Source organism: Neptunicoccus cionae, assembly GCF_014643735.1.
Classification (GTDB): domain Bacteria; phylum Pseudomonadota; class Alphaproteobacteria; order Rhodobacterales; family Rhodobacteraceae; genus Amylibacter; species Amylibacter cionae.
Genome location: NZ_BMKA01000002.1, coordinates 260,526 through 287,233 on the forward strand (window position 1 = coordinate 260,526; position 26,708 = coordinate 287,233).

The following is a 26,708-nucleotide window of genomic DNA, read 5'->3' on the forward strand; positions in this document are numbered from 1 at the left end:
GGACGCTGCTTTGACCGACACATCCACCGCCCCTTCCGAGACCTTTGAATCCACCGCCGCCAGTTTTGGCGGACGACTACAAGCCGCGCGCGAAGCCAAAGGGCTGACCGTTCAGGGCCTGAGCGAGAAACTCGGCGTGCAACCCGAGTCGATCGAGATGTGGGAAAGCGAAGAAGATTCGCCCCGCTCCAACCGTATCCAAATGCTGGCCGGTCTGCTGAATGTATCTATTGTCTGGCTGATCAACGGCGAAAGCAACGGCACCAGTCACATCGAAGACACCTTTGACCGGCCCGTTGCAATCAACGACGCACTGGGCGAGATTTCGCAGTTAAAGGACACATTATCCGGGGCGCTTGAGAAACTGGAACAGCTTGAAACCCGCCTGCAAGAGGCAGATCACTAAGTCAGCCCCCCTGATGACGGCAATTTTCGGCTCACACACACGTGAATTGCTCGAATCTTCCTTGGGCGCGTCCTATCTGTTAGGACAGCGTAAACCAAACAATAGAGTTCGAGCCATGACACATCAAAATCGCCGCACTTTCATCACAGCCGCCCTAGCCACGTTGAGCGCGCCATCCTTGCTGCGTGCGCAAGATGCCAGCGCCCTGAACCCTTTGGTGCAGCGCAATGTCTCTGGCTTCGTCGCACAAGATTGGCGTGATCATTTCAGCGCGTTGGACCGGGTGTCGATTGTATGTGACACCAACTCGCGCTCGTTGCACTATTGGAACCCAGTTGGAAACGATTATCGGATTTATCCAACATCAGTGCCGCAAACGAACGAGCTGACGAAGCGCGGCTACACCAAAGTTGTTCGCAAGAAAGTCGGCCCGACATGGACCCCGACCGTCAACATGCGCAAACGGGACCCGAGCCTGCCTGCGTTCATGCCAGCGGGTGAAGGCAATCCCCTTGGCACACACGCCATGTATCTAAGCTGGCCTGCCTATCTGATCCACGGCACCCATGACACCCGCAAGATCGGGCGTCAGTCCTCATCGGGCTGCATCGGGTTGTTCAACTACATGATTGAAGAGCTGTTCACGATCACACCTGTAGGTGCGCAAGTCCGCGTCATCTAATCTGGCACCCGCCAGTGGAAATCGTCATTGCCCGGCCAGCCCACTGTGGCTAGGCTGGGCTTATGATGTTGTACCGCCTTATCGTATTCCTGCTGGCCGCCTTCTACTGGCTGGAGCTGTTCCGGCATCTGGACCCTACTGCCTTCGGTTGGCAGTTCCGTTACCTCACCATATGGACGCTGACCGCCAATCTGTTGGTCTCGGCCCAGATGCTGCGGCTTAGTCTTGGCCGGACTACGGCGCGGTGGGAAAGCTTTGTATCGCTTGTGGTGGTGATGAATATGGCCGTGGTGGTGCAATACTGGCGGCTGTATTTCATGGACCCCGCCAATGTAACCAGCGGTGACGGTCCGATCTGGTGGAAAGAGTATTACCTGCATCTGACAGGTCCGATCCTGATGTGGATCGATGCGTTCTTTCTGCTTGGCGTATTTTCACGGCTAAAGCCTGTGTTTGTCGCGGTTCTGGCGCTGGGATTTGCCTATCCTTTGTGGGCAGAACTGCTGGTGCATCCTTTGAATGATGCCCCTGTCGGCAGTGTTACGGCAGGATTGCCTTACCCGTTCCTCAACAACATGGAATTCAGCGGACGACTGGTGTTTTACATAGGCGTCACTGCGGTGAATTTTGTTTTCGTCCTTGTCGGCTGGACTATCGCACGGGCGGTTGCTGCGGTCAGCGCGCGGTAGCACCGGCGCGGGCATCCATGTAAGCGCGCACGCAGCTTTGTACGTGGCGGAAGCGATCGCCGCCCAGATGCACACCGCCGTACCAGCGGGTCACGACGACAACCTCTCCGATGATTTTGTCCCGTTCCAGCATGCGCAGAATGACCATGCCAGCACCGCTCTCGCCATCGTCATTCTTGACCTGTGTGCCGTCGGGCAGGATCACCGCCCAGGTGTTGTGGGTGGCTTTCGCGAACTTCTTTTTCCGGCAAAGCGCTTTGACAAAAGCCGTGGCGCTGGCACGGTCCTGCACGGTCCCCCCGCTCACCGCGTATTTGGAGCCGCGATCTGTCAGCACATTTTCGATTTGTATCATTGCCGCTGTGGCCCCTGAAGGTTACGCTAAACTTATGTTTACCATTGAACACGATTTCGACGCCACCATCGTTACCCTGATCGACGACGGCGGACGCCCGTTGCAGGATGACATCACCATTGCCGCTTTCGCAAGTGTGGTGACTGTGGAGCAGTATAATCCGGATACCGACCGGACCGATAAAATCACTTTGTCGATGGCGCAGCTGCGCGATCTTCAGGCCGCGCTGGATTTACCTGAAGGCAGCTACCGCTTCGCCGAAAAAGAGTGATGCGCTGGTGGGGCCGCAGTCCGGCACAAGCTTTACCGAGTAATGGATAAGCACCGCTGCCCGTGCCTATTGGGGGTGGGGCGAGTACTGGATCAGTAAGTATTTCCACTTAAAAATCAGGATGACCCTGCATTTAAGAAGCTTCATTTATGAAGCGTCTTGTAACACGCGTCTTATATGAAGCTTCATATAAGACGCTTCATATAAGACGCTTCATATTTGCAGGGTGAAAACCGGCTTTATCCTTTAAATTCAAGGCATGCGTCCCCTCGCGTTTTCAACCGGGACGTATTTCCATTATCCCCTCAGATCGGCTCGATAACGTTAACCCCACCCACAAATTTGGCCGCTTCTTGCATAACGCCGCGACGCAGCGTAAACACGTTTCAATTGCAACGAGGAGTCCCCAATGGGTAAGATATACAACTCCGCAGCAGAGGCACTCGACGGCCTACTGTTTGACGGAATGCTCATCGCGGCAGGTGGCTTTGGCCTCTGCGGTATCCCTGAAAACCTGATTAGCGCAATTAAGGATGCTGGCACCAAAGACCTGACCGTCGCCTCCAACAATGCAGGCGTAGACGATTTCGGTCTTGGCGTGCTTTTGCAAACCCGTCAGGTGAAAAAGATGATTTCATCCTATGTGGGCGAAAACGACGAGTTTATGCGCCAGTATTTGTCCGGCGAGTTGGAACTGGAGTTCAACCCTCAAGGCACATTGGCCGAGCGCATGCGCGCGGCAGGCTGCGGCATCCCCGGCTTTTACACAAAAACCGGCGTGGGCACCGTGATTGCCGAGGGCAAGGAAGTTAAAAACTTCAACGGTCAGGATTACATTCTCGAAGAAGGCATCTTTGCCGATCTGGCGATTGTCAAAGCTTGGAAAGCGGATGATACCGGCAATCTGGTGTTCCGCAAAACGGCCCGTAACTTTAACCCGCCAGCGGCCATGTGCGGCAAGACCTGTGTGGTCGAGGTTGAGGAAATCGTTCCGCGCGGATCTATTGATCCTGACCACATTCACCTGCCCGGCATATATGTGCATCGCATCGTTCAGGGCGATCACGAAAAACGTATCGAACAGCGCACTGTGCGCCAGCGCGAGGAGGCTTGAACCATGGCTTGGGACAGAAACCAAATGGCCGAACGGGCCGCAGATGAACTGCAAGACGGCTGGTATGTGAACCTTGGCATCGGCATCCCGACTCTGGTGGCGAACTACGTGGGCGACAAAGACATCACCCTGCAATCGGAAAACGGAATGCTGGGCATGGGTCCCTTCCCGTTTGACGGCGACGAAGACCCTGATCTGATCAACGCAGGCAAGCAGACAATCACCGAATTGTCCCGCACCGCCTATTTTGACAGCGCCACGTCCTTTGGCATGATCCGTGGCGGCAAAATCGCAGCCGCGATCCTTGGCGCGATGGAAGTGGCCGAAAACGGCGATCTGGCCAACTGGATGATTCCGGGCAAGCTGGTTAAAGGCATGGGCGGCGCGATGGATCTGGTGGCCGGTGTTGGCAAAGTGATTGTGATTATGGATCACGCCAACAAGAAAGGCGAAAGCAAGCTGCTGAAAGAATGCACCCTGCCACTGACAGGCAAGGGCGTTGTGGACCGCATCATCACCAATCTGGGTGTGTTTGACGTGGTCGAAGGCGGTCTGAAGCTGGTTGAAATGGCCGACGGTGTCACCCGCGAGGAAATCGACTCTCTGACAGAGGCAACGTTGGTCAACTGATCCGCCAGTCTGAAAGTTACCTCAAAGGCCCCGACCTCGCTCGGGGCCTTTTCTTTTGCCCGCGCAAGCACCACAAATATGCAACAGTCATGACCCTTGCGCGCCACACTCTGGCCCGAATCCGGCGCTATCTGATAGCCAACGCGGCATAAGACAGACCGCCCGAGGCAGAGACAATGACACCCGCAATGAACGGCGCGCATCCATATCGCTCCACCCTGATCGTTCTGGCGATTTTCTTGGGTTGCGGTGTGCTGGCCTTCGCGACCGCATCGGGTGAGGACATCTGGCACCAGATCACCCTGCTCTCCCTGACACAGATTGGCATCCTTCTGGCTTTGTCGCTGGTCAATTACACGTTCCGCGCACTTCGCTGGTTCCTTTACGGTCGCGCCCTTGGGCTGGACCTTGGTGTGCTGCAAGTGCTGCGGCATTATCTCGGTGGCTTTGCCCTGACCATGACGCCAGGGCGTCTGGGAGAATTGGTGCGCGTGCGCTGGATCAACCGCGAAACCGGCGCCAGTGTGGAACGCACGGCACCTTTGGTGCTTGTGGATCGTGCGGCTGATCTCGCCTCCTCCGGCCTGTTGCTGGCGGCTGCGATGCTGGTTATGGCGGGTGGGATTAGCGGGGGCATTCCCGTTGCCATCATCGCCATCCTCGCAGCAATCGTCGCGACCCGCCCTACCCTGTTCCGCTGGTGCGTTACCATGCTGTTCAAGCTGATCGGACGCAAGCCGCGCCTGTTTGCCCGCGCCCGCCGCGCGGCGCAATCGCTGAAACCTTTCTCCCAACCGGCCATCGCGCTGCCCGCCTTTGCGCTGGGGTTTCTCGGCTGGTTTGCAGAAGGTTACGCCTTTTATCTGCTCTTGGACTGGATGGGCGCCAGCCTGCCTGTCTGGACCTGTGTCGGCATCTTTGTTTTTGCCATGATGACCGGCGGCGCCACCGGATTGCCCGGCGGCGTAGGCGGTGCCGAAGCCGCAATGCTTGCGCTTCTCTCATTGCAAGGCGTGCCGTTGGAAATCGCGCTGCCTGCCACTGCTATCATCCGCATTACAACGCTCTGGTTCGCGATCGGACTGGGTGTTCTGATCTTCCCGATCGCCGAAACCGCTGCCGCACGGAGGCCACATGCGCTGGAAAACCGCTGAACTGACCGGCTGGGGCCGTGTATTAACCGGAAAGGCCGAACTGGCCCGTCCGGAGAAACCGGCTGCCCTGTCGCAAATCCTAAAGAAGAGCCCCGCGCCTGCCATCGGCGCGCAGCGCTCTTACGGGGATGCGGCGGTAAACGGCAACGGTCGCGCCATCGACATGACCCGACTGGACCGATTTATCAGCTTTGATCCTGAAACAGGTATTCTTCACGCCGAAGCGGGCTGTTCCATCACCGATATGCTGGACACATTCGCCCCCCAAGGCTGGATGCCTGCGGTCATGCCGGGCACAGGATTTGCCACGCTCGGCGGGTGTATTGCCCACGATGTTCACGGCAAGAACCACCATAAGGCAGGAACCTTCGGTCAGCATGTCGTAGCGGTTGACCTTATGGGGGCGGATGGCAGCACCAAAACCATCACCCCTGAAAGCGATCCGGCCCTGTTCAAAGCCACAATCGGCGGCTTGGGCCAGACCGGCGCCATCGTGTCAGCTAAAATCAAAATGATCCCCTGTTCCTCCCGCTTGATACAAGTGGACGAACGCCGCGCTGCCAATCTGGTAGAGTTCATGGAGATGCTAAAGGCTTCAAACGCGACGTATTGTGTCGGCTGGATCGACGGCACGGCCAACGGCCAAAGCCTCGGGCGTGGCATTCTGGAAGAGGCAGAGCTGACCAGCTCAAACATGGCCCCGAAACGGCGCAAGCCGCGCAAAGTGCCGTTCAACGCGCCGAAATTCGCACTCTCGCCGCCCACAGTGCGCCTGTTCAACCGGATGTATTTCAACCGCATCCCGAAACAGGGGCGTGGCGTGTTGCGCAGCCTGAAGGATTTCTTTTTCCCGCTCGACAAAATCCACGACTGGAACAAACTCTACGGCAAACGCGGCTTTCACCAGTTCCAATGCGTCCTGCCCGATGAAACAGCCGAGCGCACCCTGCGCGACATGTTGCGCCTGATTGCCGATGCGGGACTTGCCTCGCCACTTGCCGTACTGAAACGCACGGGCGCGGGACGGGCGGGGCTCCTCTCCTTCCCGATGGAAGGTTTCACGCTGGCGCTGGATTTTCCCAACAGCGAAAAATCCCGTGCGCTGGTGGCCCAACTAAACGCACTGGCCGCCGAAGCCGGAGGCCGCATTTATTTCGCCAAAGACAGTCTGGCCACCGCGGCGCAGGCCCGTCAGATGTATCCCGAACTGGCGGAATGGCAGAAAACCGTTGAGGCAGCCGATCCGGAAGGCGCCTTCAAAACCGATCTTATCCGCCGCCTGAAACTGAGGACTCCCGCATGAGCCAGACTTGGATAATACTTGGCGCTGGTTCGGCTATGGGCCGCGCGTTCGCCCGCAAAGCGGCCACACAAGGGGCGCATCTGGTGCTTGCCGCACGGGATCAGGATGATCTTGACCGGACCGCTGCGGATTGTCTTGCACGGGGCGCAGCTTCGGCGGCGGCTGTGCTGTTTGACGTGCGCAAACCAGAAAGCTTCGCGCCGATCTATGACGCCGCCAAAGCCAATGACGGTATCATCAACACCGCCGTTTTCGTTGGTTCCATGGCGCCGCAAGATGATGTTGATGCAGACCCGAATGTGGGTGATCTGACGATACAGGACAGCTTTACCGGACCTGTCAATTTCCTTCACGGGCTCGCCCCAATTATGGAAGCGCGCAAAGGCGGCACAGTTCTGGGGATCGGATCGGTTGCAGGGGATCGCGGCCGGATCGGGAATTACATTTACGGTGCAGCAAAGGCCGGTTTCCACACCTATCTGTCTGGCCTGCGCAACCGTCTGAACCGCAGCGGCGGACATGTTGTCACCGTGAAACCGGGGTTTGTGGACACGGCGATGACTTGGGGGATTGAAGGCATGTTCCTTGTCGCCAGCCCCGAACAGATCGCTCAGGACTTATGGACCGCCCATGAAAAGCGTAAAAACACGCTCTATACGCCGTTCTTCTGGCGCTACATCATGGCGATTATCAAATCCATCCCCGAGCCGATCTTCAAGAAACTGTCGGTTTGAAACGGTTCACGTCTCAGACAATTTTCCCTGCGGCGTAGAACATGATCAGGACCGTGACAGCGATGATTGCGACACCGGATTTATCGCGCATGGCAAAAACAATCGGGTCGTAATCCTGCTTCCCCTGCCAACCCAGCAGCACCATACGGATCTGCCACAGCGCAAGCGGGATAATCGCTAGGCGCAGCATCCAGATATCCTGATAGAGCGTCGCCGCCGTGCCGCTGAACGTATACATCAGGAACACCAGCAGCGAAAAGAACACGCCAAGGCCTGCGACATTCACCAGATCCTCCCGGTCCGATTTGCGATAGCCGCGTCCGGGCACTTTGCCGTCCGATTTCGCAAGGGTCAGTTCGGTCAACCGCTTCACACAACCAAGCGCAAGGAAGGTTGGAAAGATAAGGCCCACCAGCCAGCCCGACGCAGTAACCTGCGCGGCAAGCCCGCCCGCGATCACCCGCAGAGTATAAAGCGCAGCAAGGGTCGCAATATCGACCCAGCGCATTTTCTTAAGCTTCAGTGAATAAGACAGCGACAGCAGCATATAGAGCGCGATCACCCCCAACAGCGCCCAGCCGATGATATACCCGACCCCAAGCGCAAACACCCCAAGCGCAAAGCTCATCAGCATGGCATCCGGAATCCGTGCGTTGCCAGACGCGAGCGGTCTGAATTGTTTTTTCGGATGCTGGCGATCCGCTTCCAGATCCAGCAGGTCATTCACGATATAAATGGACGAAGCCGCTGCCGAAAAAGCGGCAATCGCCAAAATCACACGCATGATCGACAAGGGATCAACGGAATGGGCGGCAATCAGGGGCAGGAACAACAGCGCGTTCTTGACCCACTGGTGGGGCCGCAACCCCATCGCCAGAGAGCGGCGAGACCATGACTTCTTGACCTGAACAACCTCGACACCGTCCGCTTTCAACTGGCGGACGACCGAAGGGTGACGTCCGACAACAATCGCCTCGCCCGCCGAACGCCATACCTTGGAATCCAGTTTCTGATCCCCGGCATAGGCATATTGCCCTTCCCCGAAACGTGCATTCAAGGCAGCTGCCTTGGCTTCCCCTTTCAGGTTTACCGCGCCGTCCGATCCGATGTGATCCCCTTCCACCCCGTGGTAATCGGCCAACCGCTGCACCAATGTCGTGTCGCTGGCAGAGGCAAAGATCACCTCGCGTCCCTCGGCACGGGCTTCTTCCATATAGGCCTGAATATCCGGATTAACCGGAAGCAGTTCCACATTTACATCCGCCAGCTCGGTAATCTCCCGTTTCAGGCGAGCGCGGTCGTTGAAATGGCTGAACACGGTTTTGATGGTTTTCAGGGGTTGTTTGCCCAAGGCAAGCCAGAATCCCTCAAACAGCATATCGGTCTTTAGAAACGTCCCGTCGATATCTACGGCAAGCGGTCTTTTATTGGTCATTTACTGGCTCTTGTTTTAAAGACGCATCCGTCTGTCACGTATTTTGGCGGCGTCATACACAGGCTGCGGGCGACTTGCCATGCCGCGACCACTTTGGGCACATAGGCGCGGGTTTCGGGATAGGGTGGCACGCCGAGGTGTTTCTTAACCGCGTTCTCTCCGGCGTTGTAACCGGCAAGGGCGAGCAACGGATCCCGGTCAAATTCGTTCAGCAACCAGTCCAGATAAGCCGAACCGCCTTTAATATTCTGCGCAGGATCGGTGCTGTCGGTCACATTAAACCGCGCAGCCGTATCAGGGATCAGCTGCATCAACCCCACAGCCCCTGCCCCGCTGATGGCATCGGCACGCCCGGCCGACTCTACGCCAATCACTGCCAGCACAAACGCAGGCGAGACATTCTTACCCAAAGTGGCCAGCAAGATATTACCGCCGTATTTATCCGCCAGCGACTGCATATGCCCGATATTGGGAGACAGGCGCGCGGAGTGGCCGGGATTTTTGCTCAGGCTATGCAGCGCTTTTTCCAGCCGCCCCGAAGCCGCTGCTGTCATTAGAGGCGAGTTATCGTCCCAGAACCAGTCTTGCAGATCCGTAGGCTTTACCGTGGCAATCGCAATTTCGGCTGTTTCTTCGGTCGCTTTGGCTTTCTGGTTTTCCATCTTTTCGCGGTGGAGACGTTTATAATAGTCTTCTTCAGGGGAGATCTGCACATTGATGCGCTTGCCCGAGGACTTTCCGGGTACGCCCACCTTCTTGAATGTGATGCCCTGCGCGCCTGCTGGCGGGGCGTGTGCTCCGGCTATAAGGACTGCTCCGGCCAAACACACCGCTTTGAATGCGGAATTACCTGTCACTGCTCTGCTCTTTTGGTTTTGTTTTCCTAGGAATCGCAAAAAAGCGGCAGCAAAGCTAGGAGATTGTGTGTTTGAACTGTGGCTTTTTTGCCGAAAACCCCCTGAAGCCGCGCAGAAATCCGCCGATCTCAAAATTAATTTCACAAGTAAAGTATCAGAAAATAAGGGAATTTCACGCTTCGTTGATAAAATGTTAAAATCTTAGAAATTCCAAGTTTATGCGCCAAACTGTGGTCACATTTCCCAGTATAAATAGCTTCATAGACACGACGGGCCGAGCATTGACGAGAACGCTCCCCCAGTTAACCGGGTCTAAGAGAAAAACTTAAATGTGACCTTGGAGGGTTCAAAAATGAAACTGTTTAAATTTGCTAAAGACGAAGACGGCGCTGTAACTGTAGACTGGGTTGTTCTGACAGCCGCACTGGTACTGGTTGGTGGCGTTGTTGTAACAGCGATCCGCGGCGGCATGGAAGACCTGGCCTCCGACATCAACACCCAGCTGTCCGCGACTTCCGTATCGTAAGCTGACTGATGCTGTAGCGAAGGGCCATCGGCCCTTCGCTCTCCACCGCGCCAAGCGGCAGCAAAACAAAAAGATTTGTATGCCGCGAACGATCATTGATCGGGTCGCGCTTTTTTTTGGTGGAACAGTTCAGATGGTCACGGGGTGCGCCAAACGATACTCCTGAACAATAGCTTAAGCGGCTGCCTGCACGTCAACGCGCGCTGCCACGGGACGCAACTCAACCGAATAAATGAGTTCAATCGAGTAATCAGATACAAGAAGAGCGGGTGAAGAACATGCGTATGGTTTTTGCATTAGTGCTAATTATGGGGGTCGCTATCGCTGGTGGCGCCGTTTACATGGCGATGGAGCGTTTCAATCAGTATGAAGCAGCTCTCGCACAGAAAAACACGCCAAAAGTCCAGAAGATCGACCTGAAGACTGTCTATGTCGCAGCGAACGAACTGGAATACGGCAAACCGCTGACAGAAGAAGACGTGAAAGCAGTAGAATTTCCGTTGGCAGCCGTTCCGGAAAATTCATTTTCCGAACTGGAAGCCCTGATCGGCAACGAAGAAGACGACGAGTTCCGCACAGTGCTGCGTACAATGGAACCGGGCGAGGCAATTCTCGCCTCTAAAGTGACTCGCCTTGGCGAAGATGCCGGCGTGTCTTCCCGCCTGAAGAAAGGGATGCGCGCCTTTGCGATCCGCGTGGACGTGGCCTCCGGTGTATCCGGATTCCTGCGTCCTGGTGACAAAGTTGACGTTTACTGGACCGGTAAGACCGAAAAGGAAACCGTCACGAAGCTGATCCTGAACGGGCTGGAACTGATCGCGATTGACCAGCAAGCTGATGCAACCCGCAACCGCCCGACTGTTGCGCGGACTGTTACCGTTGCCGCCAATGTGAAAACCATTGCGGCACTGGTTCAAGCGCAGTCCACCGGTAAGTTGCTGTTGTCCCTGCGTGGCATCGACGATGAATCAACTTCCGAACAGATCGAGATCACCAAAGACGATCTGCTGGGCCGCGAACAGATCAAACTGGTCGAAAAGGAAATCTGCACCATCAAAACCCGCCGTGGCGCAGAAGTGATCGAAATTCCGATCCCCTGCTCCAACTGATCCTACAGATTCTCGATTGCACCAGATTGACGGGCGCCACGGCGCCCGTCTTGCTGTGAAATCAAGGGGCCGACTGTGACACTGTTGCCCTGTTTCAACATACACTGCCCCTTACAAAATATTGAATCTTGATAATAAATTCCATTTGGCGCAGTGTGCTCGGTAATAATCGGGCATCAAAGACCCAGATCAAAGCAGTAGTGGTTCAGAGAGGCAGGATCACATGAGTATCAAAAACCTGTTAACAGCAGGCCTGTTGGGCGTATGCGCAACCGGCTTTATCGCACCACCCGCAGCAGCGCAAAATGTGCTGAAAATCATGCGTGGCGCGACGACAAGCAGTATTAAAGTATCCGTAAACCGTGCCATTGTCATGGAATCCGACCAGCCCTTTGCAGAACTATCAGTGGCCAATCCGGGCATCGCGGACATCGCGACGCTGTCGGATAGGACCATTTATGTTCTGGGAAAATCGCCTGGTCGCACAACTTTGACCCTGTTGGCTGCGGACGGAAAGCTGATCACTAACGTAGATGTGCATGTGTCCCCCGATCTGGCGGAATTCAAAGAGCGCCTGCGTGAGATCCTTCCGCGCGAACCCATCGAAGTGCGCACCGCCAATGACGGCATCGTGCTTTCGGGTCGTGTGTCAGGCAAACAGAAACTGGCCCGTGCGCTGGATCTGGCTGAACGCTATGCACCGGAACGTGTCACTAACCTGATGACAGTCGGTGGCTCGCAGCAAGTTATGCTGAAGGTACGCTTTGCAGAAATGCAACGCAGTGTTGCAAAAAACCTGTCCGCCAGTATCGGCGTGGATATTACGGGCAACAGCCCGATTGCCCAGATTGGCACCGGATCTCTGCTTCAAACTCCGACTACGACGGGTGTCGGGGTCGCGACCACCGGTCAACAGGGTGCGTTCTCTCTGGGGTTCTCCTCGGGTGATCTTGCGATTAACCTGATGCTGGAGGCACTGGAAACCAAAGGTTTGGTCCGCACCCTTGCTGAACCGAACCTCGTTGCGATTTCGGGTAACGAGGCAAGCTTTCTTGCCGGTGGCGAGTTCCCCGTCCCCGTTGCGGACGGCGACGGCATCACAATTGAATACAAACCCTTTGGTATTGAACTGAAATTCAAGCCCATCGTGGTAGACGGCGACCTGATCAACCTGACTATTGAAAGCGCGGTGTCCGAACTGGACCCGACCCAGTCTATCACGGTCAGCGGTTCGGTCATTCCAGCCTTCTCCAAGCGTGAGGCAACCACTGTTGTGGAAATGCGCGACGGGCAGAGCATGTCTATTGCAGGTCTGCTGCAGGACAACTTCTCTGATGCGGCATCCCAAGTGCCCTGGCTCGGGGATGTACCGATCCTTGGCGCCCTGTTTCGCAGCGCCAATTACTCCCGCGATCAAAGTGAGCTGGTTGTGATCGTTACGCCACACCTTGTTACTCCGGTGAATGGCGACAGCCTCAGCCTGCCAACGGACCGCGTGAAAATCCCCAACGAAAGCGAATTGTTCCTCTTGGGCAATGTCACCGGCAATCGTAAAGGCAAAACCGTGAAACGAGCCACTGGAACCGTGTCCTCCCAGGACTTCACTGGTTCCTACGGCTATGTGATGGAGTAAGGCACATGAAAACGGTATCAATCACATCCTCCGCTGTTGTGGCTCTCCTGCTCGCCGGTTGTTCGGTTACTGACAATTCTTTCGCTTATATCGGGCCGGAAGCAGGGTCCGAGATCAACGACAGCAGTCTCGGAGTCTCAACCGCCCACAACGTCGCGGTTCTCTCGGGAGAGTTGGGCACATTGACGGCTAACCTGACGCGCAAATTCGCAGCAGAAGCACCGGCACAGATCAATTTCGCCTTTAATTCCGCAGCTTTGGACGCAACCGCCCAAAGCCAGCTGCGCCGTCAGGCACAGTGGATCAAGGCGCACCCCCAGATCGTGTTCCGCGTTTATGGGCACACAGATAAGGTTGGTTCGAACGCCTACAATCGTCGCCTTGGCAAACAACGGGCCGTTGCCGCTGTGAACTATCTGGTGAGCCAGGGCGTTGACCGGCACAAGGTCCAGGCCGTTGCCTCCTTTGGGGAAACCCGCCCTGTCGTGCTGACCGAAGCCCCGAACCGGGCAAACCGGCGCACAGTGACAGAAGTGTACGGTTTTGCGCGCAAAGGCAGGGCTTCGGATCTGGACGGAAAATACGCCAAATATGTCTACGATCAGTATATTTCGACAACTTACACGACCGAAGACACTAAAGAATAACAGCTTACAGCTTCTCCGGTGCGGGCAATGGTTTCATTAAAATTGCCCGCATCAAACAAATTATTACCACAATTTTAATATATTTCCGATGTGAAGAGTGGGCGCATTACGCGCGTGAAAAACAAGCGGGGAAAGTCCCGCATTTGGGTGGACCGAGGGTATGAGCGCCGAGACAGAACTAAAGAACGCGGATAAGGTGATCGCCTGCGCTATCGCACGTGACATTGAAGCGTTCGATCTTCTTATCGAAGATATGGAGACCGAATTCGACGAGAATTGGGGCGCCCTGACGTTTGAAGCCGCCGAGGCTGCCTTAAATTCGGATATAGGAAAAGACCTGAAACTTGTCACCGTTGCGGTCGACAAGGAGGATGAACAGGATCTGACACCTGTCGCTAATGCAATCCGTGCGGCCAGCGACCGCGGCATTAAGGTGATCCTTGTCCCCAACGAGCTGAACACAGTTGCATTGCACCAGCTGATGCGCATGGGTTGCGATGATTTTGCACCCTACCCGCTGCCCGAAGGGGCGCTGCATGATGCGATTGATCGCATTTCGAACGTCCCAGTCCCCCCGCCCGCCGCACCTGCCGGCGTTGCCATGCCGCCCGCCGATACAACACGCAGCGGAATCGTGTTGCCGGTCTACGGGTTGGGTGGTGGTGTCGGTGCGACCACTTTCGCGGCCAATCTGGCTTGGGAGCTGCAGAAAATTAGTGAGAATGAGAATAAAAAGGTTTGTATTCTCGATTTCGATTTCCAGTACGGCGCGGTATCCACTTATCTGGACGTTCCCCGCTCTGAAGCAGTGTTCGAGTTTCTATCCGATGCCGCAGCGACAGATGCCACTGGTTTGCAACAAGCTATGACCGCCTATAAAGACCGGCTCGACGTGCTCTCGTCCCCTATTGATGCACTGCCGCTAGAATTTGTTGAACCAGACGGCATACAAAACATTCTGACCTTGGCAAAATCAAGCTATGACTTTGTAATCGTTGATGTTCCCCAAGCACTCGTCAGCTGGTCCGAGGTCGTTCTGGAAGAAGCGCAACTTTACTTCGGTGTGCTCGAACTCGACATGCGCTGCGCTCAGAATGCACTGCGCTTCGTGCGGACGCTCAAGGCCGAAGATCTGCCATTTGAGAAGGTGCAATTTGCGCTCAACCGTGCCCCGAAATTTACCGATATGTCTGGTAAACAGCGGGTGAAACGCATGGCCGAAAGTCTTGAAATCGAATTCCGTTACCACCTCCCTGACGGCGGTAAACCGGTGTCAAATGCCGGGGATGAAGGCATCCCGCTGGCAGAACTCGCCGCAAAAAATCCGCTCCGTAAGGAAATATTCAAGATCGCCAAGACAATATCCGAACTCGTAAAAGACGACGCCCAATAACGGGGAGTAGAAGATGTTCAAAAGATACAAAAAGCCGGACGCAAAGCCGGCACCGATGGACGCCAGTGAAGCACCGGAAACGGTTGAAGCACCATTGACGCCTACGCCCGAGCCGGTGGCCGCCAAAGCGCCGCCCAAAGCTGCGCCTGCTGCAAAAGCCAAGTCGGACAACCTCAGCCGTGAGGAGCGTCGCGCCCAGAAATTGATGGATGTGCGTCTGGATATGCACACGCGGTTGCTGGAAAACCTGAACCTCGGCGCGATCGAGAGCGCCTCTGAAGCAGATCTGCGCCGCGAAATCTCGGCTATTTGTTCGGACGGGCTCCAAGAAATGGGATTGGTGCTGTCAAAAGAGGAACGCACCAATCTTAACAACGAAATGTACGACGAGGTCACGGGCCTCGGCCCGCTTGAGCCGCTTTTGAAGGACGAGGATATCGCCGATATCCTGATCAACGGCCCCAAGCAGATATTCATCGAGAAAAACGGCAAACTGTCGCTGTCGCGGGTGGTTTTTCGGGATGACAAACATCTGCTGCGTGTGATCGATAAAATTGTATCCGCTGTGGGGCGCCGTGTCGATGAATCAAACCCCTATGTGGATGCCCGCTTGCTTGACGGCTCTCGCTTCAACGCGATGGTGCCACCGATTGCGATCGACGGGGCGCTGGTCTCGATCCGGAAGTTTAAGAAAGACAAGCTCGGCATCGACGATCTGGTTAAATTTGGCGCATTCACCGATGGAATGGCCGCCTATTTGCAAGCGGCCGTGGCCTGTCGCCTGAACATCATCGTCTCGGGCGGTACGGGGTCGGGTAAAACCACCACGCTGAACGCTTTGTCGAGCTTTATCGCCAATGACGAACGTGTCGCCACGATTGAGGATACGGCGGAACTTCAGCTGCAACAACAACACCTTGCACGGATGGAGACCCGCCCGCCGAATGTTGAAGGCAAAGGCGAAGTAGACGCCCGCGCCTGTCTGAAAAACGCCCTGCGGATGCGCCCGGACCGGATTATTGTGGGGGAAACCCGCGGCGATGAGGTGATCGACATGCTTCAGGCCATGAACACTGGCCACGATGGGTCCATGACGACGATCCACGCCAACTCCGCAAGAGATGCGGTTGCGCGTTTGGAGAACATGATCGCCATGACAGGGGTGGAAATGCCCCTGCGCGCAATGCGCTCGCAGATTGCTTCGGCGGTGAATCTGATCGTGCAGGCGAAACGTCTTCAGGACGGCTCGCGCCGGATGGTTTCCATCACGGAAGTGGCCGGCATGGAAGGGGATGTGATCTCCTTGCAGGAAATCTTCCGATACGAAATCGAAGGCACCGGAAAAGACGGAAAACTTATCGGGGACTTTACCCCGACGGGACTGCGCTCTCTCTATTCGGACCGCTTTAAGCAGTGGGGCTATGATTTGCCCTCCAGCATCTATTCTCCGCGCCGCCAAACCGCCGCGCAATAAGGAACCGTTATTATGGGTACACAGGCAGTTATCTATCTTCTGATCTTCGTCGGCGTTGTTCTGATCGTCGAGGGTATCTACCTTGTGACCTTTGGCAAATCCATCAAGCTGAACAGCCGCGTGAACCGCCGGTTGGCGATGATGGAAACCGGTAAGGCGCAGGAAGAGGTGTTTGAGGCACTGCGCAAAGAGCGGGACCAGCATCTGTCCGGCCTGAAACTGCCGATTATGTCCATTCTTAGCCATAAGGCACAGCAGGCGAACATCGCGTTCTCGCCGTCCGCGCTGATTATGGTCATGATCCTTGTTGCCGCACTCAGCTTTGGCGGCCTGACCTATTTCACTGAAACCGGTCTGGTATTACGCTGTATTCTGTCTGTTCTCATTGGCGGGGGCGGCGTCTATTTCTGGCTGAGCGGCAAAGCCAAAAAACGTATGGCCGCGTTTGAAGAACAACTTCCCGATGCGGTGGACTTGATCGTGCGCTCCCTGCGTGTGGGCCACCCGTTTTCCAATGCTATCAACATTGTAGCCAATGAAATGCCCGATCCGATCGGCTCTGAATTTGGCATGATCGTTGATGAAACCGCCTATGGTGCGGATATCGCCGCGGCGCTGAACAACATGGCGGAACGAATTGACGTGCCCGACCTGCGCTTTCTGACTGTTGCTGTGGCCATTCAGGCCAAAGCCGGTGGTAATCTGGCAGAGGTTCTCGACGGGCTGTCCAAAGTGATCCGTTCCCGCTTTAAACTGTTCCGCCGTGTGAATGCCATCACCGCCGAGGCAAAATGGTCCGGTATGTTCCTGTCCGGCTTCCCGCTCGCCGCGCTTGGCGGGGTGAATGTCATGAATCCAACCTATTATGATGCGGTGAAGCCTACCGAATACTATATGCCCGCCGCAATTGCCGTGTTTGTGATGCTTGCCATTAACGTTTTGGTCATGCGTCACATGGTAAATATTAAGGTATAGGAGCCGTCAGATGCTTGATCAGTTCAATACATACCTTGTAGAAATCCTCGGTCCCGCCGGTCCGTTCATCGCGATGGGCGTGCTTGGCATTTTTTGCATTGTTATGACCCTGCCCTTCCTTCTGACCAAGAAAGAAGACCCGTTCGACCGCCTTGCCGGATCAGCGGTGCGCAACCCAACCCCGAAACGGGGCTCTGGGGATCAGCCAAAACTGGAACTGCGGGAAAAGCAGAAAGGGCCGAATCTCGACAAGTTTGCTGCCTATCTGGAACCACAGGACCAACAGGAGTTTTCAGACCGGCGCCTGAAGCTTATCCAAGCCGGGTATCGAACGAAGGGCGCGGTGCGGACGTTCCACTTTCTGCAACTTGTTCTCGGGCTGGCGGGGCTTCTGCTTGGGACTGTCTACACCTTCCTTCTTACCGGCGGCACATCTGATCTGAAATGGCTTGCGATCCAGACACTTGGTCCGGGTTTTGTCGGTTACTACGCACCGATCTATTGGGTCGAGAAACGCCGTGGAACCCGTCAGGAAGAAATCCTAAACGGATTTCCTGACTCGCTCGATCTGATGCTGGTCTGCATTGAGGCTGGCCAATCGCTTGATCAGGCTGTGCAGCGTGTAGCGAAGGAAATCGCACCGTCCGCCCCTGCCCTGTCAGAGGAATTTACCATCGTCGCAAATGAAATGCGCGCCGGTAAGGAGCGCCCAGTGGTTCTGCGCGACATGGCTGAACGCTGTGATTGTCAGGATATTTCAGCATTTGTTACCGTGATGATTCAGTCTGCAACATTCGGGACATCCCTTGGTGAAGCCTTGCGGGTATATGCCTCTGAAATGCGGGACAAACGTGTGACCCGCGCCGAGGAAAAGGCGAACAAGCTGCCGACCAAAATGACACTCTGCACCATGATGTTCACGGTGCCTCCTCTTCTCGTAATTATGGTGGGACCTTCGGTCTTTGATATCTATGTTCACATGGTTCAAAAATAATCAGGCCACACTGGCAGCATTAAGCGCAACAGTCGCACTTGGCGCCTGTTCCAGTATGGGCACGGTCGAGTCCCGCTCCCTTGCAGTGGTCCATGAAGGACTGAAAGCGCCCGCAGGAACAGAGATAGTTACCGAGGCTGTGGATGGACTAACCGTGGGGCATCGTCTGATGGCCTCAAAAGAGTATGAGCTGGCGTTGAAAGCCTACACTCGGGCGGCGTCTGAAACAGGTCTGAATGCGGATGTGCTTAGCGCACTTGGATCGGCCAATATGCACTTGGGACGTTTGCATCACGCCAATGAACTGTTGCAACTTGCTGTGAATAAAGATCCCGAATTCGTGCCGGCCTGGAATAATCTGGGTGTCGTCCTAATGTCCCAGGGCGAATACGCTGAGGCAAAGCGTGTCTTTCAGCTCGCATATGGTCTAGATAACGGCAATTCTGAAGAAATTCGCAAAAATTTGACCAAAGTTATCGCAATTATGGATAACTCAGAGTATTCTTCTCCTAATATAAATAACGACTTCGAGTTGGTGAGGCGGGGCAACGGCAAATATCTGCTGCTATCCACATCAAACTCGGGCTAAAACGAGCAGTACAGGAACAGACCCATGGGCAATCCACTAATGGGCACACTCGCAATCGCCGGCTTGCTGGCACTTGGCGCATGTGCAGACAATGGCGACGCATCAAAAGCTGCGGATCTTGATCCTACAAGCGTCGTTGATGCAACCGATCTTAACGATATTATGCTGACGGTGGCAGATCCGAACGAAGCCGTTGAATATTTTCGCAGCTCCCTGACAAAAGCCCCTGACCGGATCGAATTCCGCCGCGGCCTGGCCCAGTCCCTGATCCGTGCCAAACGCGCGGCAGAGGCCGTTCCCGTTTTTGAAAAACTGGTGGACTCCAAGGAAGGTACAGATCAGGACCGGATCGATTTCGCTGACGCCCTGATCCGCACCAATGACTGGAAAGGCGCCGAAGCCCAGTTGAATCAGGTGCCCCCCACTGTCGAAACCTACAAGCGCTACCGTCTGGAAGCGATGATTGCGGACAGCCAGAAGAAATGGAAAAAAGCCGACAGTTTTTACGAAATCGCAAGTGGGCTGACCACAAAACCGTCCAATGTGATGAACAACTGGGGTTATTCGAAAATGGCCCGCGGCGATTACAAAGGCGCGGAAAAGCTGTTTGTTCAGGCCATTACCTATGATCGCAAACTTTTCACCGCCAAGAACAATCTGATGCTCGCGCGGGCTGCGCAGAAGAACTACAGCCTGCCCGTCGTCCCGATGAGCGAAACGGAAAAGGCCCAAATGCTCTACACTGCCGGTTTGTCCGCAGTAAAACAGGGCGATACTGACATCGGGCGCGGCCTGCTTGAAGACGCAATTGACGCCCATCCACGCCACTTTGAAGAGGCCGTCCGCAGTCTGGAAGCGCTGACACGGACAATCAAAAGCTGATGGAAAACCCGTTGGACCCGACAGTGGTTCTTCTGCTGATCGCGCTGCCCTTTTGCATTTGGGCCGCGATAAGCGATCTGCGCTACATGAAGATTTACAACAAGACGACGCTGGGTCTGTTTCTTGCCTTCGCTGTGGTCGGTTTGTTGATATTCCCGCTTGATCTGTACGCTCTGCGCATCGCGCAAGCCGCGTTAATGCTGGCCGTTGGTTTTTTGTTAACGGCTTTCGGCTACATGGGCGGGGGCGATAGCAAATTTATCGCGGCTATGGCGCCATTCATCGCGCTTGGGGATGCGACTATGTTCCTTATGCTGTTAGCAGCTCTGTCGCTGTTGACCGTTGCACTGCACCGTGGGATCGGCGCTATCGGGGTCTTCAAACCCTATCTGGCAGGGTGGAAATCCTGGCAGGTGGGCGGAAAATTCCCTTATGGCGTCACGCTCAGCACGTCGCTGGCCTGTTATCTGTTGCTACAGGCGGGTATCGGCTCCTGATGGCTACTGTTTTTGAAGTAAGATAAACAGATCGTTTCGCGCGATTTCGCGAAATGAAAGATCGGGGCTTTGCTCGATTGCGTTAAGGATCATGCGGCGCACCCCCTGCCCCATCGGACACAGGGGCACAACCAGAAAATCAGCCGCATCAAACCCTGCCGTCCCCCCGTAATACCACGGGGCACCGCCTTGCAGGGGTGCCGTACCCGAAAACAACCACAGTCCGTTAACCCAGTCCGCGTAAAGCACCTCTGCCCCATTGGTCTGGGGGAAGCGGTCCAGCCGCGCGCCGGTCTCGGCCAGATCATTCAGCAGGCCGGTAATTTTCTGACACGCAGGCAGGGTTTCCCCATTCAAAGTCGCCGATGCGGTTTCGCTTTTAGAAAAGCCGCTCAATGGACGCTCCCCCCTGACGTCCTGAGTGACTGCACTTCGGAACCGCAAATCACTCGTGTCCGCATCGTGCAACACCGCAGCGAACCGGTCCGGCTTCAGGCTATTGTGGATCAGAAGAGATTGAAACTGCGTTATTAACAAGGGCGCACCCAATGCAAACAGCAAGACCGAAACGCTATGCAGCGCCTTTTGCAGCGGCCAACCGAAACGGTTGTAAAGTGTTACGTTCCGCGCGTACACCATCACGATCAACCCCGCGATCACCAGCCAATGTGGATCGTTCTGCCAATTCTGATGCGCGATCAACATCCACCCGACCGCCAGCACCAACAGCACAAGCGCCTCGGGCGATTTCCGCGCCTGACGCAGAAAAAGGATGGCCACGAGAACGGCAAGATTACCGACAATCTGGGACGGAGCCAGCAGCATCAGTGGCAACGGCGCACCAGGTTGCCCCCGCGCCCCCGATTGCGCAACATAGAGCAGGTCGGCGACATATCCTTGCCAATAAGCCACAGCGCCGAACGGAAATGTCACAGCAACCAGCACCACCAACGCCCACATCACCCCGAACCCGAGCATCCGTAGCTGTCCTCGCACCAAAAGGGCGACGATCAGCGCCGGAAGAATAAACACGGCAAATGGCGCCTTGGTCAGCGTCAAAAACGCCACACCAATCCCAAGTATCAATGACTCCGCCCAAACCGCTTTCAAACCGAAATGGTGAGGCGGCAGAACCGCCATAACCACCAGCAATCCGGTCACAGCCCAGCACCAGTTGTTGTAATACATAGAGACGGTAACCGTCGGCTCCACCCCGCCATGCACCAGCGCCAGCAACTGCACCAGAAACACGCCTCCAAAAGCAAGCGCACCTGCAGGTGAGAATCGTGTGATCCCCACAAAATAGACCGCCGGAAGGCAGATTAACCCAATGAACACCGGGGCATATGCAAATGCTGCGCCCAGACCGAAGCCGGCATTCATTAACCAAACAATCGGCTGAAACGCCAAAACTCCGAGCGGGGTGAGAAAATCGTGATGTGGCAGATCCCCTGCCTGCATGCGCAGTACGATTTGCGCCATATGGATCGCATCCCCATCAAAGCTGAGGATCAGAACCGCACCATCATTCACCCGCATCAAAGCAAGCCACGCAAGCAGCCCGATCAGGAATAAGGCATACCAAACCCAGAATAAATTTCGCACCATTGCCCCCGGGCTGTTGCCTGTTTCAGACAAGTTAAATCAAACCGTCCCGATCCGCAAAATCAAATACAGTTTTTGTTTACCCATTCAGGGTAGTCAGAGTAGGCTCGATCCATAAAAAACATAAAGCAGTGGTGTTGATATGAACATGCAGGCGCGTACTTTGCATCCGCCCAAGATTCCAATGTCAGTGGCGGCAACGGGGCTTAATCCTGTCTTCGCGCGGGATATTTTAATTAAGACGATGTTTCGTAAAAACGTCTCGACCCCGGGTGAGGTGGAACAAACGCTGTGCTGCTCTACGCCTGTAGCGCTTGAGTTGATTGAGATGGCGCGCAGCCAGAACATGCTGGAAGTGACCGGAAAATCCGGCACGGAACTGCGCTATCAGATGTCCGAAAGTGGTAAATCCCGTGCGCTTGATGCCTTGGCACAATCCGAATACTTTGGTGCCCTGCCAATCCCGCTTGATGATTACCGTGAACAGGTCAAATTGCAATCTGTGGCGGACGTGGGGATTACCCAAGAAGCGCTCGAAAATTCAATGGGCCACTTGATTATACCTGACGGGTTGCTCACCCAACTTGGCCCTGCGGTAAATTCCGGCAAGTCGATCCTGATGTACGGCCCACCCGGAAATGGTAAATCTTCTATTTCCAACGGCATACGGGATGCTCTCGGGGATAAAATTTTTGTGCCCAAAGTACTGGAATATTCCGGTCAGGTGATTTCGGTCTACGATCCGATCGTGCACGGTCACGCACAAGAAAGCGCCGCGGACCCGAACTCTCTGCGGCGCACAGGGATGCAGTTCGACAACCGCTATGTCCTGTGCAACCGGCCTTCGGTTATCACCGGCGGCGAACTAACGCTTAGCATGCTGGAATTGAACTACAACGCCAACTCCAAAACCTATCAGGCGCCCCTGCAACTGAAGGCAACCGGCGGCGTTTTCATCGTGGATGACCTTGGCCGCCAATCCGAACCGCCACAGGCACTGATCAACCGATGGATTGTCCCGATGGAAGGCGGGGAGGATATCTTGTCCCTGCAATCGGGGGAAAAATTCCTCGTCCCATTCGACACGCTGGTGATTTTTTCGACCAACTTCCACCCTGCCGAAATTTTTGACGGTGCCGCGCTGCGCCGAATTTACTACAAGGTGTTGGTGGACCGCCCGACCCGTGACCAAATGATCCAGATTTACGCGCTGGTGTCCAAGGCGATGAAAATGCCGCTGGACGAACAGGTTCTGATCCACCTGTTTTCCAAACTCTACCCACAGGTCGACAACACTTATGCGGCCTATCATGCGCCTTTCCTGTTCACCCAGATGAAATCCATCTGCGATTACGAAGGCCGCCCCCACAAAATGGCAATTGATCTTGTCGAACGGGCTTGGGCCAACTTGTTTGTGGCGGAATCTGTTGTCGAACACTGATCGAGCAGCCACGCGGCTGAAGACAGTTGTTGCAGGCTGTGGCCGCATGGGGGAACCCATGTTGGCCGCCCTATGTGCCGCCGGATTTGATGCAACCGGATTTGATATCCGTGACCCTTCGCACTACGAAACCCACAGCTACACCATCGCAAACGACCCGTCGAAGCTGCCTGCCGAAACGGAAATTCTGATCAGCGTCGTGCGCGATATCGCCCAGACCGAGGCTCTCCTCTTCACCGACCAAGCCTTGCTAAACCGCCTGCCTGCGCTGACCCATGTGGTGATCTCCTCCACCCTGTCGCCGCGCTATATTACAGCCCTTAAAGATCGTATCCCCTGCACCTTGATTGACGCGCCCATGTCCGGCGCCGCAATCGCTGCACAAGAGGCGCGCCTTTCCTTCATGCTCGGCGGTGGTGATCTGGATATCGCACACCTCATGCCGCTGTTCTCGGCCATGGGCGCCCATTTCCATCATATGGGCGGTACAGGTGCCGGTATGTCGGCCAAGGTTCTCAACAACCTGCTGGCTGCCACCAACACAGCAACAACGCGGTTGGTGTTGGATTGGGCGGATGCCGCACAAATAGACGAACGGAAACTTCTCGACCTGATCCATACCTCATCAGGCCAGAACTGGCTCGCCTCCGGCTTTGAAAACATCGAATTCGCCCGCGACGGCTTTGCCGACGACAACACCATCGGCATCCTGAAAAAAGACGTCGAAAGCGCGTTGGACGCCGCCCCAGACGGCGCCGATACCAGCCTGCCGGAAACCGTGATCCGCCACATCCGCGCCTTGAAACCCCGCCCAAGCTGACAGCGCTTCTTCTGGCTCTAAATATCCGCGGGGGTCGGGGGGCAGCCAGCCCCCTTTGCAACCCTGCAACCGCGCGCTACCTCTAGACAATGAACACCCTTCCGCAAAATTTTCAGGACTGGTTTGCAACCCGTGGCTGGCAAATCCACCCCCACCAGCAGCAGCTTCTGGATCGCGCCGATGCGCCTGCAACCCTGCTGATTGCACCAACCGGGGGCGGCAAAACCCTCGCCGGGTTCCTGCCGACCTTGATTGCGCTGGCAGAGGACCCGAAGGATGGGCTGCATACGCTTTATGTTTCTCCGCTCAAGGCGCTGGCCGCAGACATCCGCCGCAATTTGCAAACCCCGATTGAAGCGCTCGACCTGCCCATACGGGTAGAGGATCGCACCGGCGACACCTCTCAAACCAAACGCAAAAGGCAGCGTGCCGATCCGCCCCATATCCTTCTGACCACACCGGAATCGCTCGCTATTTTGCTGTCTTATCCGGACGCACCCAAGATCTTTGCGGGATTACAAAGGGTTGTGGTGGATGAGATCCACGCGCTCGCCGAAAGCAAGCGGGGCGACCAATTGATGCTCTGCCTGTCCCGCCTGCAATCGCTCTGCCCTGATATGCGACGTGTCGGCCTGTCAGCAACCGTCGAAGATCCTCCCGCGCTCGGCCGGTTTCTGGTACCCAACCCGCTCCCTTGCGAGATCATAAAGGCCGATCCAGGCCCCGAACCCGACATAACGATCCTGCACAGCGAAACCCCGCCCCCTTGGGCTGGTGCGGGGGCGGCCTATGCGGTCAATGACGTGCTGAAGCTGGTGGAAGGAGCAAATACCACGTTGATCTTCATCAACACCCGCGCGCAGGCAGAAATCTTTTTCCGCGCGCTTTGGGCTGCCAACGATCAGTCCCTGCCCATTGCCCTACATCACGGATCGCTCGCTCGAGAAGCACGGGACAAGGTAGAGGCCGCGATGGTCGCGGGCAGTCTGCGCGGGGTGGTCTGTACCGGCACGCTTGATCTAGGGATTGACTGGGGCGATGTGGATCTGGTGATTCAAGTGGGCGCGCCCAAGAATATCAAACGGCTAGTGCAACGGATCGGGCGGTCCAACCACCGCTATAACGCCCCGTCCCGCGCGGTGATCGTGCCTGCCAACCGGTTTGAGGTGCTCGAAGCGCAAGCCGCACTAGAAGCCGTGCGCGAGAACACCCTCGACGGTGAACCCCGCGCCAAAGGACCGCGCGATGTGGTTTGCCAGCACATTCTTCTACGCGCCTGCGCCGGTCCATTCGACGCCACTGCGCTGTATCATGAGGTGAGACAGGCCGGTCCCTACGGGGAACTTAGCCGACCCGATTTTGATGCTTGTCTGGAATTCTGCGCCACGGGGGGCTACGCGCTCAGGGCGTATGACCGGTGGCAGCGTTTGATGCTTAATCCGGACGGTCTGTGGCAATTGCGCGATGCTCGCAGCGCCCAAAGCATCCGGATGAATGTCGGTACGATTGTCGACACTGAAACACTGAACGTGAGGTGGCGCGGTCGAGGCGGCGCACCATTGGGAGAGATCGAAGAAGGCTTTGCAGCAACCCTGACGGAAGGCGATACTTTTCTAATTGGCGGACAGGTGGTGCGGTACGAGGGCCTGCGCGAGATGACGGTGCAGGTTACCAAAGGCCGCAAGGAGCCCCGCATCGCCACATTTGCCGGCACCAAATTTGCCACGTCCACCCTGCTTTCGACCCGTGTGATTGCACTGCTGAACAGCGGTGATTGGTCGGCCTTGCCTGAACACACGCGCAGATGGCTGGAGATACAGCAACAGGTGTCGATGCTGCCCAAACCGGGGCGAATGCTGGTGGAAAGCTACTGGCGGGACACGCGGGCCTACACCTGTTTCTATGGGTTTGCGGGCCGTAACGCCTTGCAAACACTAGGGCTTCTGGTGACAAAGCGGATGGAACTTGCCGGATTGCATCCGATCGGATTTGTCGCAACCGATTACGCGTTGTTGATCTGGGGGCTGGATGCGGTGGAGGACCCTGCCGCCCTGCTGTCGCCCGAGGACTTGCGCGACGGATTGGAAGGCTGGCTTGCCAATAACGCCGTGATGAAACGCAGCTTTCGCAACGTGGCCACGATTGCAGGGCTGATCGTTAAAAACCTGCCAGGGAAACGCAAAACCGGTCGGCAGGCGACGTTTTCTTCAGATATTCTTTACGATACGCTGCTTAAATACGATCCAGACCATCTGTTGTTGCAGATCACCCGCGCCGAGGCGATGGGCGGGCTGGTTGATTTTGGCCGGATCGAAGAAATGCTGACCCGTGTGCAAGGACGGATTGATCATGTGAAGGCACCCCATGTCACGCCGCTTAGCGCGCCGATGCTGCTGGAGGTGGGCAAGGTACCGATCTACGGCGCTGCAATTGATCGCGCGGCAGCGATTGAAGCCGCTGAACTGATGCGAGAGGCGGGGTTGGAGTGATTTG

At 55.9% G+C, this 26,708-nt stretch carries 27 protein-coding genes; 23 read left to right on the forward strand and 4 right to left on the reverse strand.

The window, feature by feature from the left end:
* The first annotated feature begins 10 nt into the window (after positions 1–10).
* From IEX10_RS06445 to IEX10_RS06455, 3 genes are all read left to right on the forward strand, one after another.
* On the forward strand, positions 11–406 hold the full coding sequence (locus tag IEX10_RS06445; protein WP_188672239.1) for a helix-turn-helix domain-containing protein: 396 nt from the start codon (positions 11–13) through the stop codon (positions 404–406).
* 115 nt (positions 407–521) lie between these two features.
* Positions 522–1,088, forward strand: coding sequence for a L,D-transpeptidase (locus IEX10_RS06450; protein WP_188672242.1), 567 nt, complete (start codon positions 522–524; stop codon positions 1,086–1,088).
* A gap of 62 nt (positions 1,089–1,150) precedes the next feature.
* On the forward strand, positions 1,151–1,777 hold the full coding sequence (locus tag IEX10_RS06455) for an androgen-induced gene 1 family protein (RefSeq protein ID WP_188672245.1): 627 nt from the start codon (positions 1,151–1,153) through the stop codon (positions 1,775–1,777).
* Here the strand turns inward: IEX10_RS06455 and IEX10_RS06460 are convergent.
* Positions 1,764–2,132 (reverse strand): YigZ family protein, encoded by a 369-nt coding sequence (locus tag IEX10_RS06460; protein ID WP_188672249.1) that lies wholly within the window; start codon positions 2,130–2,132, stop codon positions 1,764–1,766. The genes IEX10_RS06455 and IEX10_RS06460 overlap by 14 nt on opposite strands.
* Before the next feature lie 34 nt (positions 2,133–2,166).
* Here IEX10_RS06460 and IEX10_RS06465 point away from each other — a divergent pair, with 34 nt between their 5' ends.
* The 6 genes from IEX10_RS06465 to IEX10_RS06490 all read left to right on the forward strand — a co-directional run bounded on the left by IEX10_RS06465 (position 2,167) and on the right by IEX10_RS06490 (position 7,338).
* A complete protein-coding gene (locus IEX10_RS06465) occupies positions 2,167–2,403 on the forward strand; it encodes a DUF8831 family protein (protein WP_188672252.1) in 237 nt (78 codons plus the stop codon).
* 409 nt (positions 2,404–2,812) lie between these two features.
* Positions 2,813–3,517 carry a CoA transferase subunit A gene (locus IEX10_RS06470; protein ID WP_188672254.1) on the forward strand — a complete coding sequence of 235 codons (705 nt, stop codon included), beginning with the start codon at positions 2,813–2,815 and terminating at the stop codon, positions 3,515–3,517.
* Between the two features lie 3 nt (positions 3,518–3,520).
* Positions 3,521–4,147 carry a 3-oxoacid CoA-transferase subunit B gene (locus tag IEX10_RS06475; RefSeq protein ID WP_188672257.1) on the forward strand — a complete coding sequence of 209 codons (627 nt, stop codon included), beginning with the start codon at positions 3,521–3,523 and terminating at the stop codon, positions 4,145–4,147.
* A 176-nt stretch (positions 4,148–4,323) separates the two neighbouring features.
* Positions 4,324–5,301, forward strand: a complete 978-nt coding sequence (locus tag IEX10_RS06480; RefSeq protein WP_229678453.1) for a lysylphosphatidylglycerol synthase transmembrane domain-containing protein — start codon at positions 4,324–4,326, stop codon at positions 5,299–5,301.
* Positions 5,282–6,604 (forward strand): FAD-binding protein, encoded by a 1,323-nt coding sequence (locus tag IEX10_RS06485; protein ID WP_188672260.1) that lies wholly within the window; start codon positions 5,282–5,284, stop codon positions 6,602–6,604. The genes IEX10_RS06480 and IEX10_RS06485 overlap by 20 nt, the downstream gene beginning before the upstream one ends.
* Positions 6,601–7,338, forward strand: a complete 738-nt coding sequence (locus IEX10_RS06490) for an SDR family NAD(P)-dependent oxidoreductase (RefSeq protein WP_188672263.1) — start codon at positions 6,601–6,603, stop codon at positions 7,336–7,338. Before IEX10_RS06485 ends, IEX10_RS06490 begins: the two co-directional genes overlap by 4 nt.
* Positions 7,339–7,351: 13 nt before the next feature.
* Here the strand turns inward: IEX10_RS06490 and IEX10_RS06495 are convergent, their stop codons facing one another.
* Together IEX10_RS06495 and IEX10_RS06500 are read right to left on the reverse strand one after the other, a co-directional pair.
* On the reverse strand, positions 7,352–8,773 hold the full coding sequence (locus IEX10_RS06495) for a UbiA family prenyltransferase (protein ID WP_188672266.1): 1,422 nt from the start codon (positions 8,771–8,773) through the stop codon (positions 7,352–7,354).
* Positions 8,770–9,630, reverse strand: coding sequence for a lytic transglycosylase domain-containing protein (locus tag IEX10_RS06500; protein WP_229678454.1), 861 nt, complete (start codon positions 9,628–9,630; stop codon positions 8,770–8,772). The genes IEX10_RS06495 and IEX10_RS06500 overlap by 4 nt, the downstream gene beginning before the upstream one ends.
* 352 nt (positions 9,631–9,982) lie before the next feature.
* On the opposite strand from IEX10_RS06500, the gene IEX10_RS06505 reads away from it, so the two are divergent.
* The 11 genes from IEX10_RS06505 to IEX10_RS06555 all read left to right on the forward strand — a co-directional run bounded on the left by IEX10_RS06505 (position 9,983) and on the right by IEX10_RS06555 (position 20,349).
* A complete protein-coding gene (locus IEX10_RS06505; protein WP_172827912.1) occupies positions 9,983–10,156 on the forward strand; it encodes a hypothetical protein in 174 nt (57 codons plus the stop codon).
* A gap of 284 nt (positions 10,157–10,440) precedes the next feature.
* A complete protein-coding gene (gene cpaB, locus IEX10_RS06510) occupies positions 10,441–11,265 on the forward strand; it encodes a Flp pilus assembly protein CpaB (RefSeq protein WP_308420688.1) in 825 nt (274 codons plus the stop codon).
* Positions 11,266–11,488: 223 nt separating this feature from the next.
* Entirely contained in the window at positions 11,489–12,898 is a 1,410-nt protein-coding gene (locus IEX10_RS06515) for a type II and III secretion system protein family protein (RefSeq protein WP_188672271.1), read from the forward strand.
* Positions 12,899–12,903: 5 nt separating this feature from the next.
* The gene (locus tag IEX10_RS06520; RefSeq protein ID WP_188672273.1) at positions 12,904–13,545 is read left to right on the forward strand and encodes an OmpA family protein; all 642 of its coding nucleotides are present in this window, start codon (positions 12,904–12,906) and stop codon (positions 13,543–13,545) included.
* A gap of 160 nt (positions 13,546–13,705) precedes the next feature.
* Positions 13,706–14,938 carry a CpaE/TadZ family protein gene (locus IEX10_RS06525; RefSeq protein WP_188672276.1) on the forward strand — a complete coding sequence of 411 codons (1,233 nt, stop codon included), beginning with the start codon at positions 13,706–13,708 and terminating at the stop codon, positions 14,936–14,938.
* Positions 14,939–14,951: 13 nt separating this feature from the next.
* Positions 14,952–16,412, forward strand: a complete 1,461-nt coding sequence (locus IEX10_RS06530; protein ID WP_188672279.1) for a TadA family conjugal transfer-associated ATPase — start codon at positions 14,952–14,954, stop codon at positions 16,410–16,412.
* Between the two features lie 12 nt (positions 16,413–16,424).
* On the forward strand, positions 16,425–17,387 hold the full coding sequence (locus IEX10_RS06535; RefSeq protein ID WP_188672282.1) for a type II secretion system F family protein: 963 nt from the start codon (positions 16,425–16,427) through the stop codon (positions 17,385–17,387).
* A gap of 10 nt (positions 17,388–17,397) precedes the next feature.
* Positions 17,398–18,381, forward strand: coding sequence for a type II secretion system F family protein (locus IEX10_RS06540; RefSeq protein WP_188672285.1), 984 nt, complete (start codon positions 17,398–17,400; stop codon positions 18,379–18,381).
* Complete coding sequence (locus tag IEX10_RS06545; RefSeq protein ID WP_188672288.1) at positions 18,359–18,970, forward strand: tetratricopeptide repeat protein; 612 nt, start codon at positions 18,359–18,361, stop codon at positions 18,968–18,970. The genes IEX10_RS06540 and IEX10_RS06545 overlap by 23 nt, the downstream gene beginning before the upstream one ends.
* Before the next feature lie 24 nt (positions 18,971–18,994).
* Positions 18,995–19,852, forward strand: coding sequence for a tetratricopeptide repeat protein (locus IEX10_RS06550; protein ID WP_188672291.1), 858 nt, complete (start codon positions 18,995–18,997; stop codon positions 19,850–19,852).
* Complete coding sequence (locus tag IEX10_RS06555; protein ID WP_188672294.1) at positions 19,852–20,349, forward strand: A24 family peptidase; 498 nt, start codon at positions 19,852–19,854, stop codon at positions 20,347–20,349. Before IEX10_RS06550 ends, IEX10_RS06555 begins: the two co-directional genes overlap by 1 nt.
* Before the next feature lie 3 nt (positions 20,350–20,352).
* Here IEX10_RS06555 and IEX10_RS06560 read toward each other — a convergent pair whose 3' ends face one another.
* Positions 20,353–21,957 carry a hypothetical protein gene (locus IEX10_RS06560; protein ID WP_188672297.1) on the reverse strand — a complete coding sequence of 535 codons (1,605 nt, stop codon included), beginning with the start codon at positions 21,955–21,957 and terminating at the stop codon, positions 20,353–20,355.
* A 139-nt stretch (positions 21,958–22,096) separates the two neighbouring features.
* Between IEX10_RS06560 and IEX10_RS06565 the strand changes: the two genes are divergently transcribed.
* The 3 genes from IEX10_RS06565 (at position 22,097) to IEX10_RS06575 (ending at position 26,704) form a co-directional block, all read left to right on the forward strand.
* Positions 22,097–23,395, forward strand: coding sequence for a DUF8689 domain-containing protein (locus tag IEX10_RS06565; RefSeq protein ID WP_188672300.1), 1,299 nt, complete (start codon positions 22,097–22,099; stop codon positions 23,393–23,395).
* Between the two features lie 58 nt (positions 23,396–23,453).
* Positions 23,454–24,215, forward strand: coding sequence for an NAD(P)-dependent oxidoreductase (locus IEX10_RS06570; RefSeq protein WP_229678455.1), 762 nt, complete (start codon positions 23,454–23,456; stop codon positions 24,213–24,215).
* Between the two features lie 89 nt (positions 24,216–24,304).
* On the forward strand, positions 24,305–26,704 hold the full coding sequence (locus IEX10_RS06575) for a ligase-associated DNA damage response DEXH box helicase (protein WP_188672304.1): 2,400 nt from the start codon (positions 24,305–24,307) through the stop codon (positions 26,702–26,704).
* Positions 26,705–26,708: the final 4 nt, after the last annotated feature.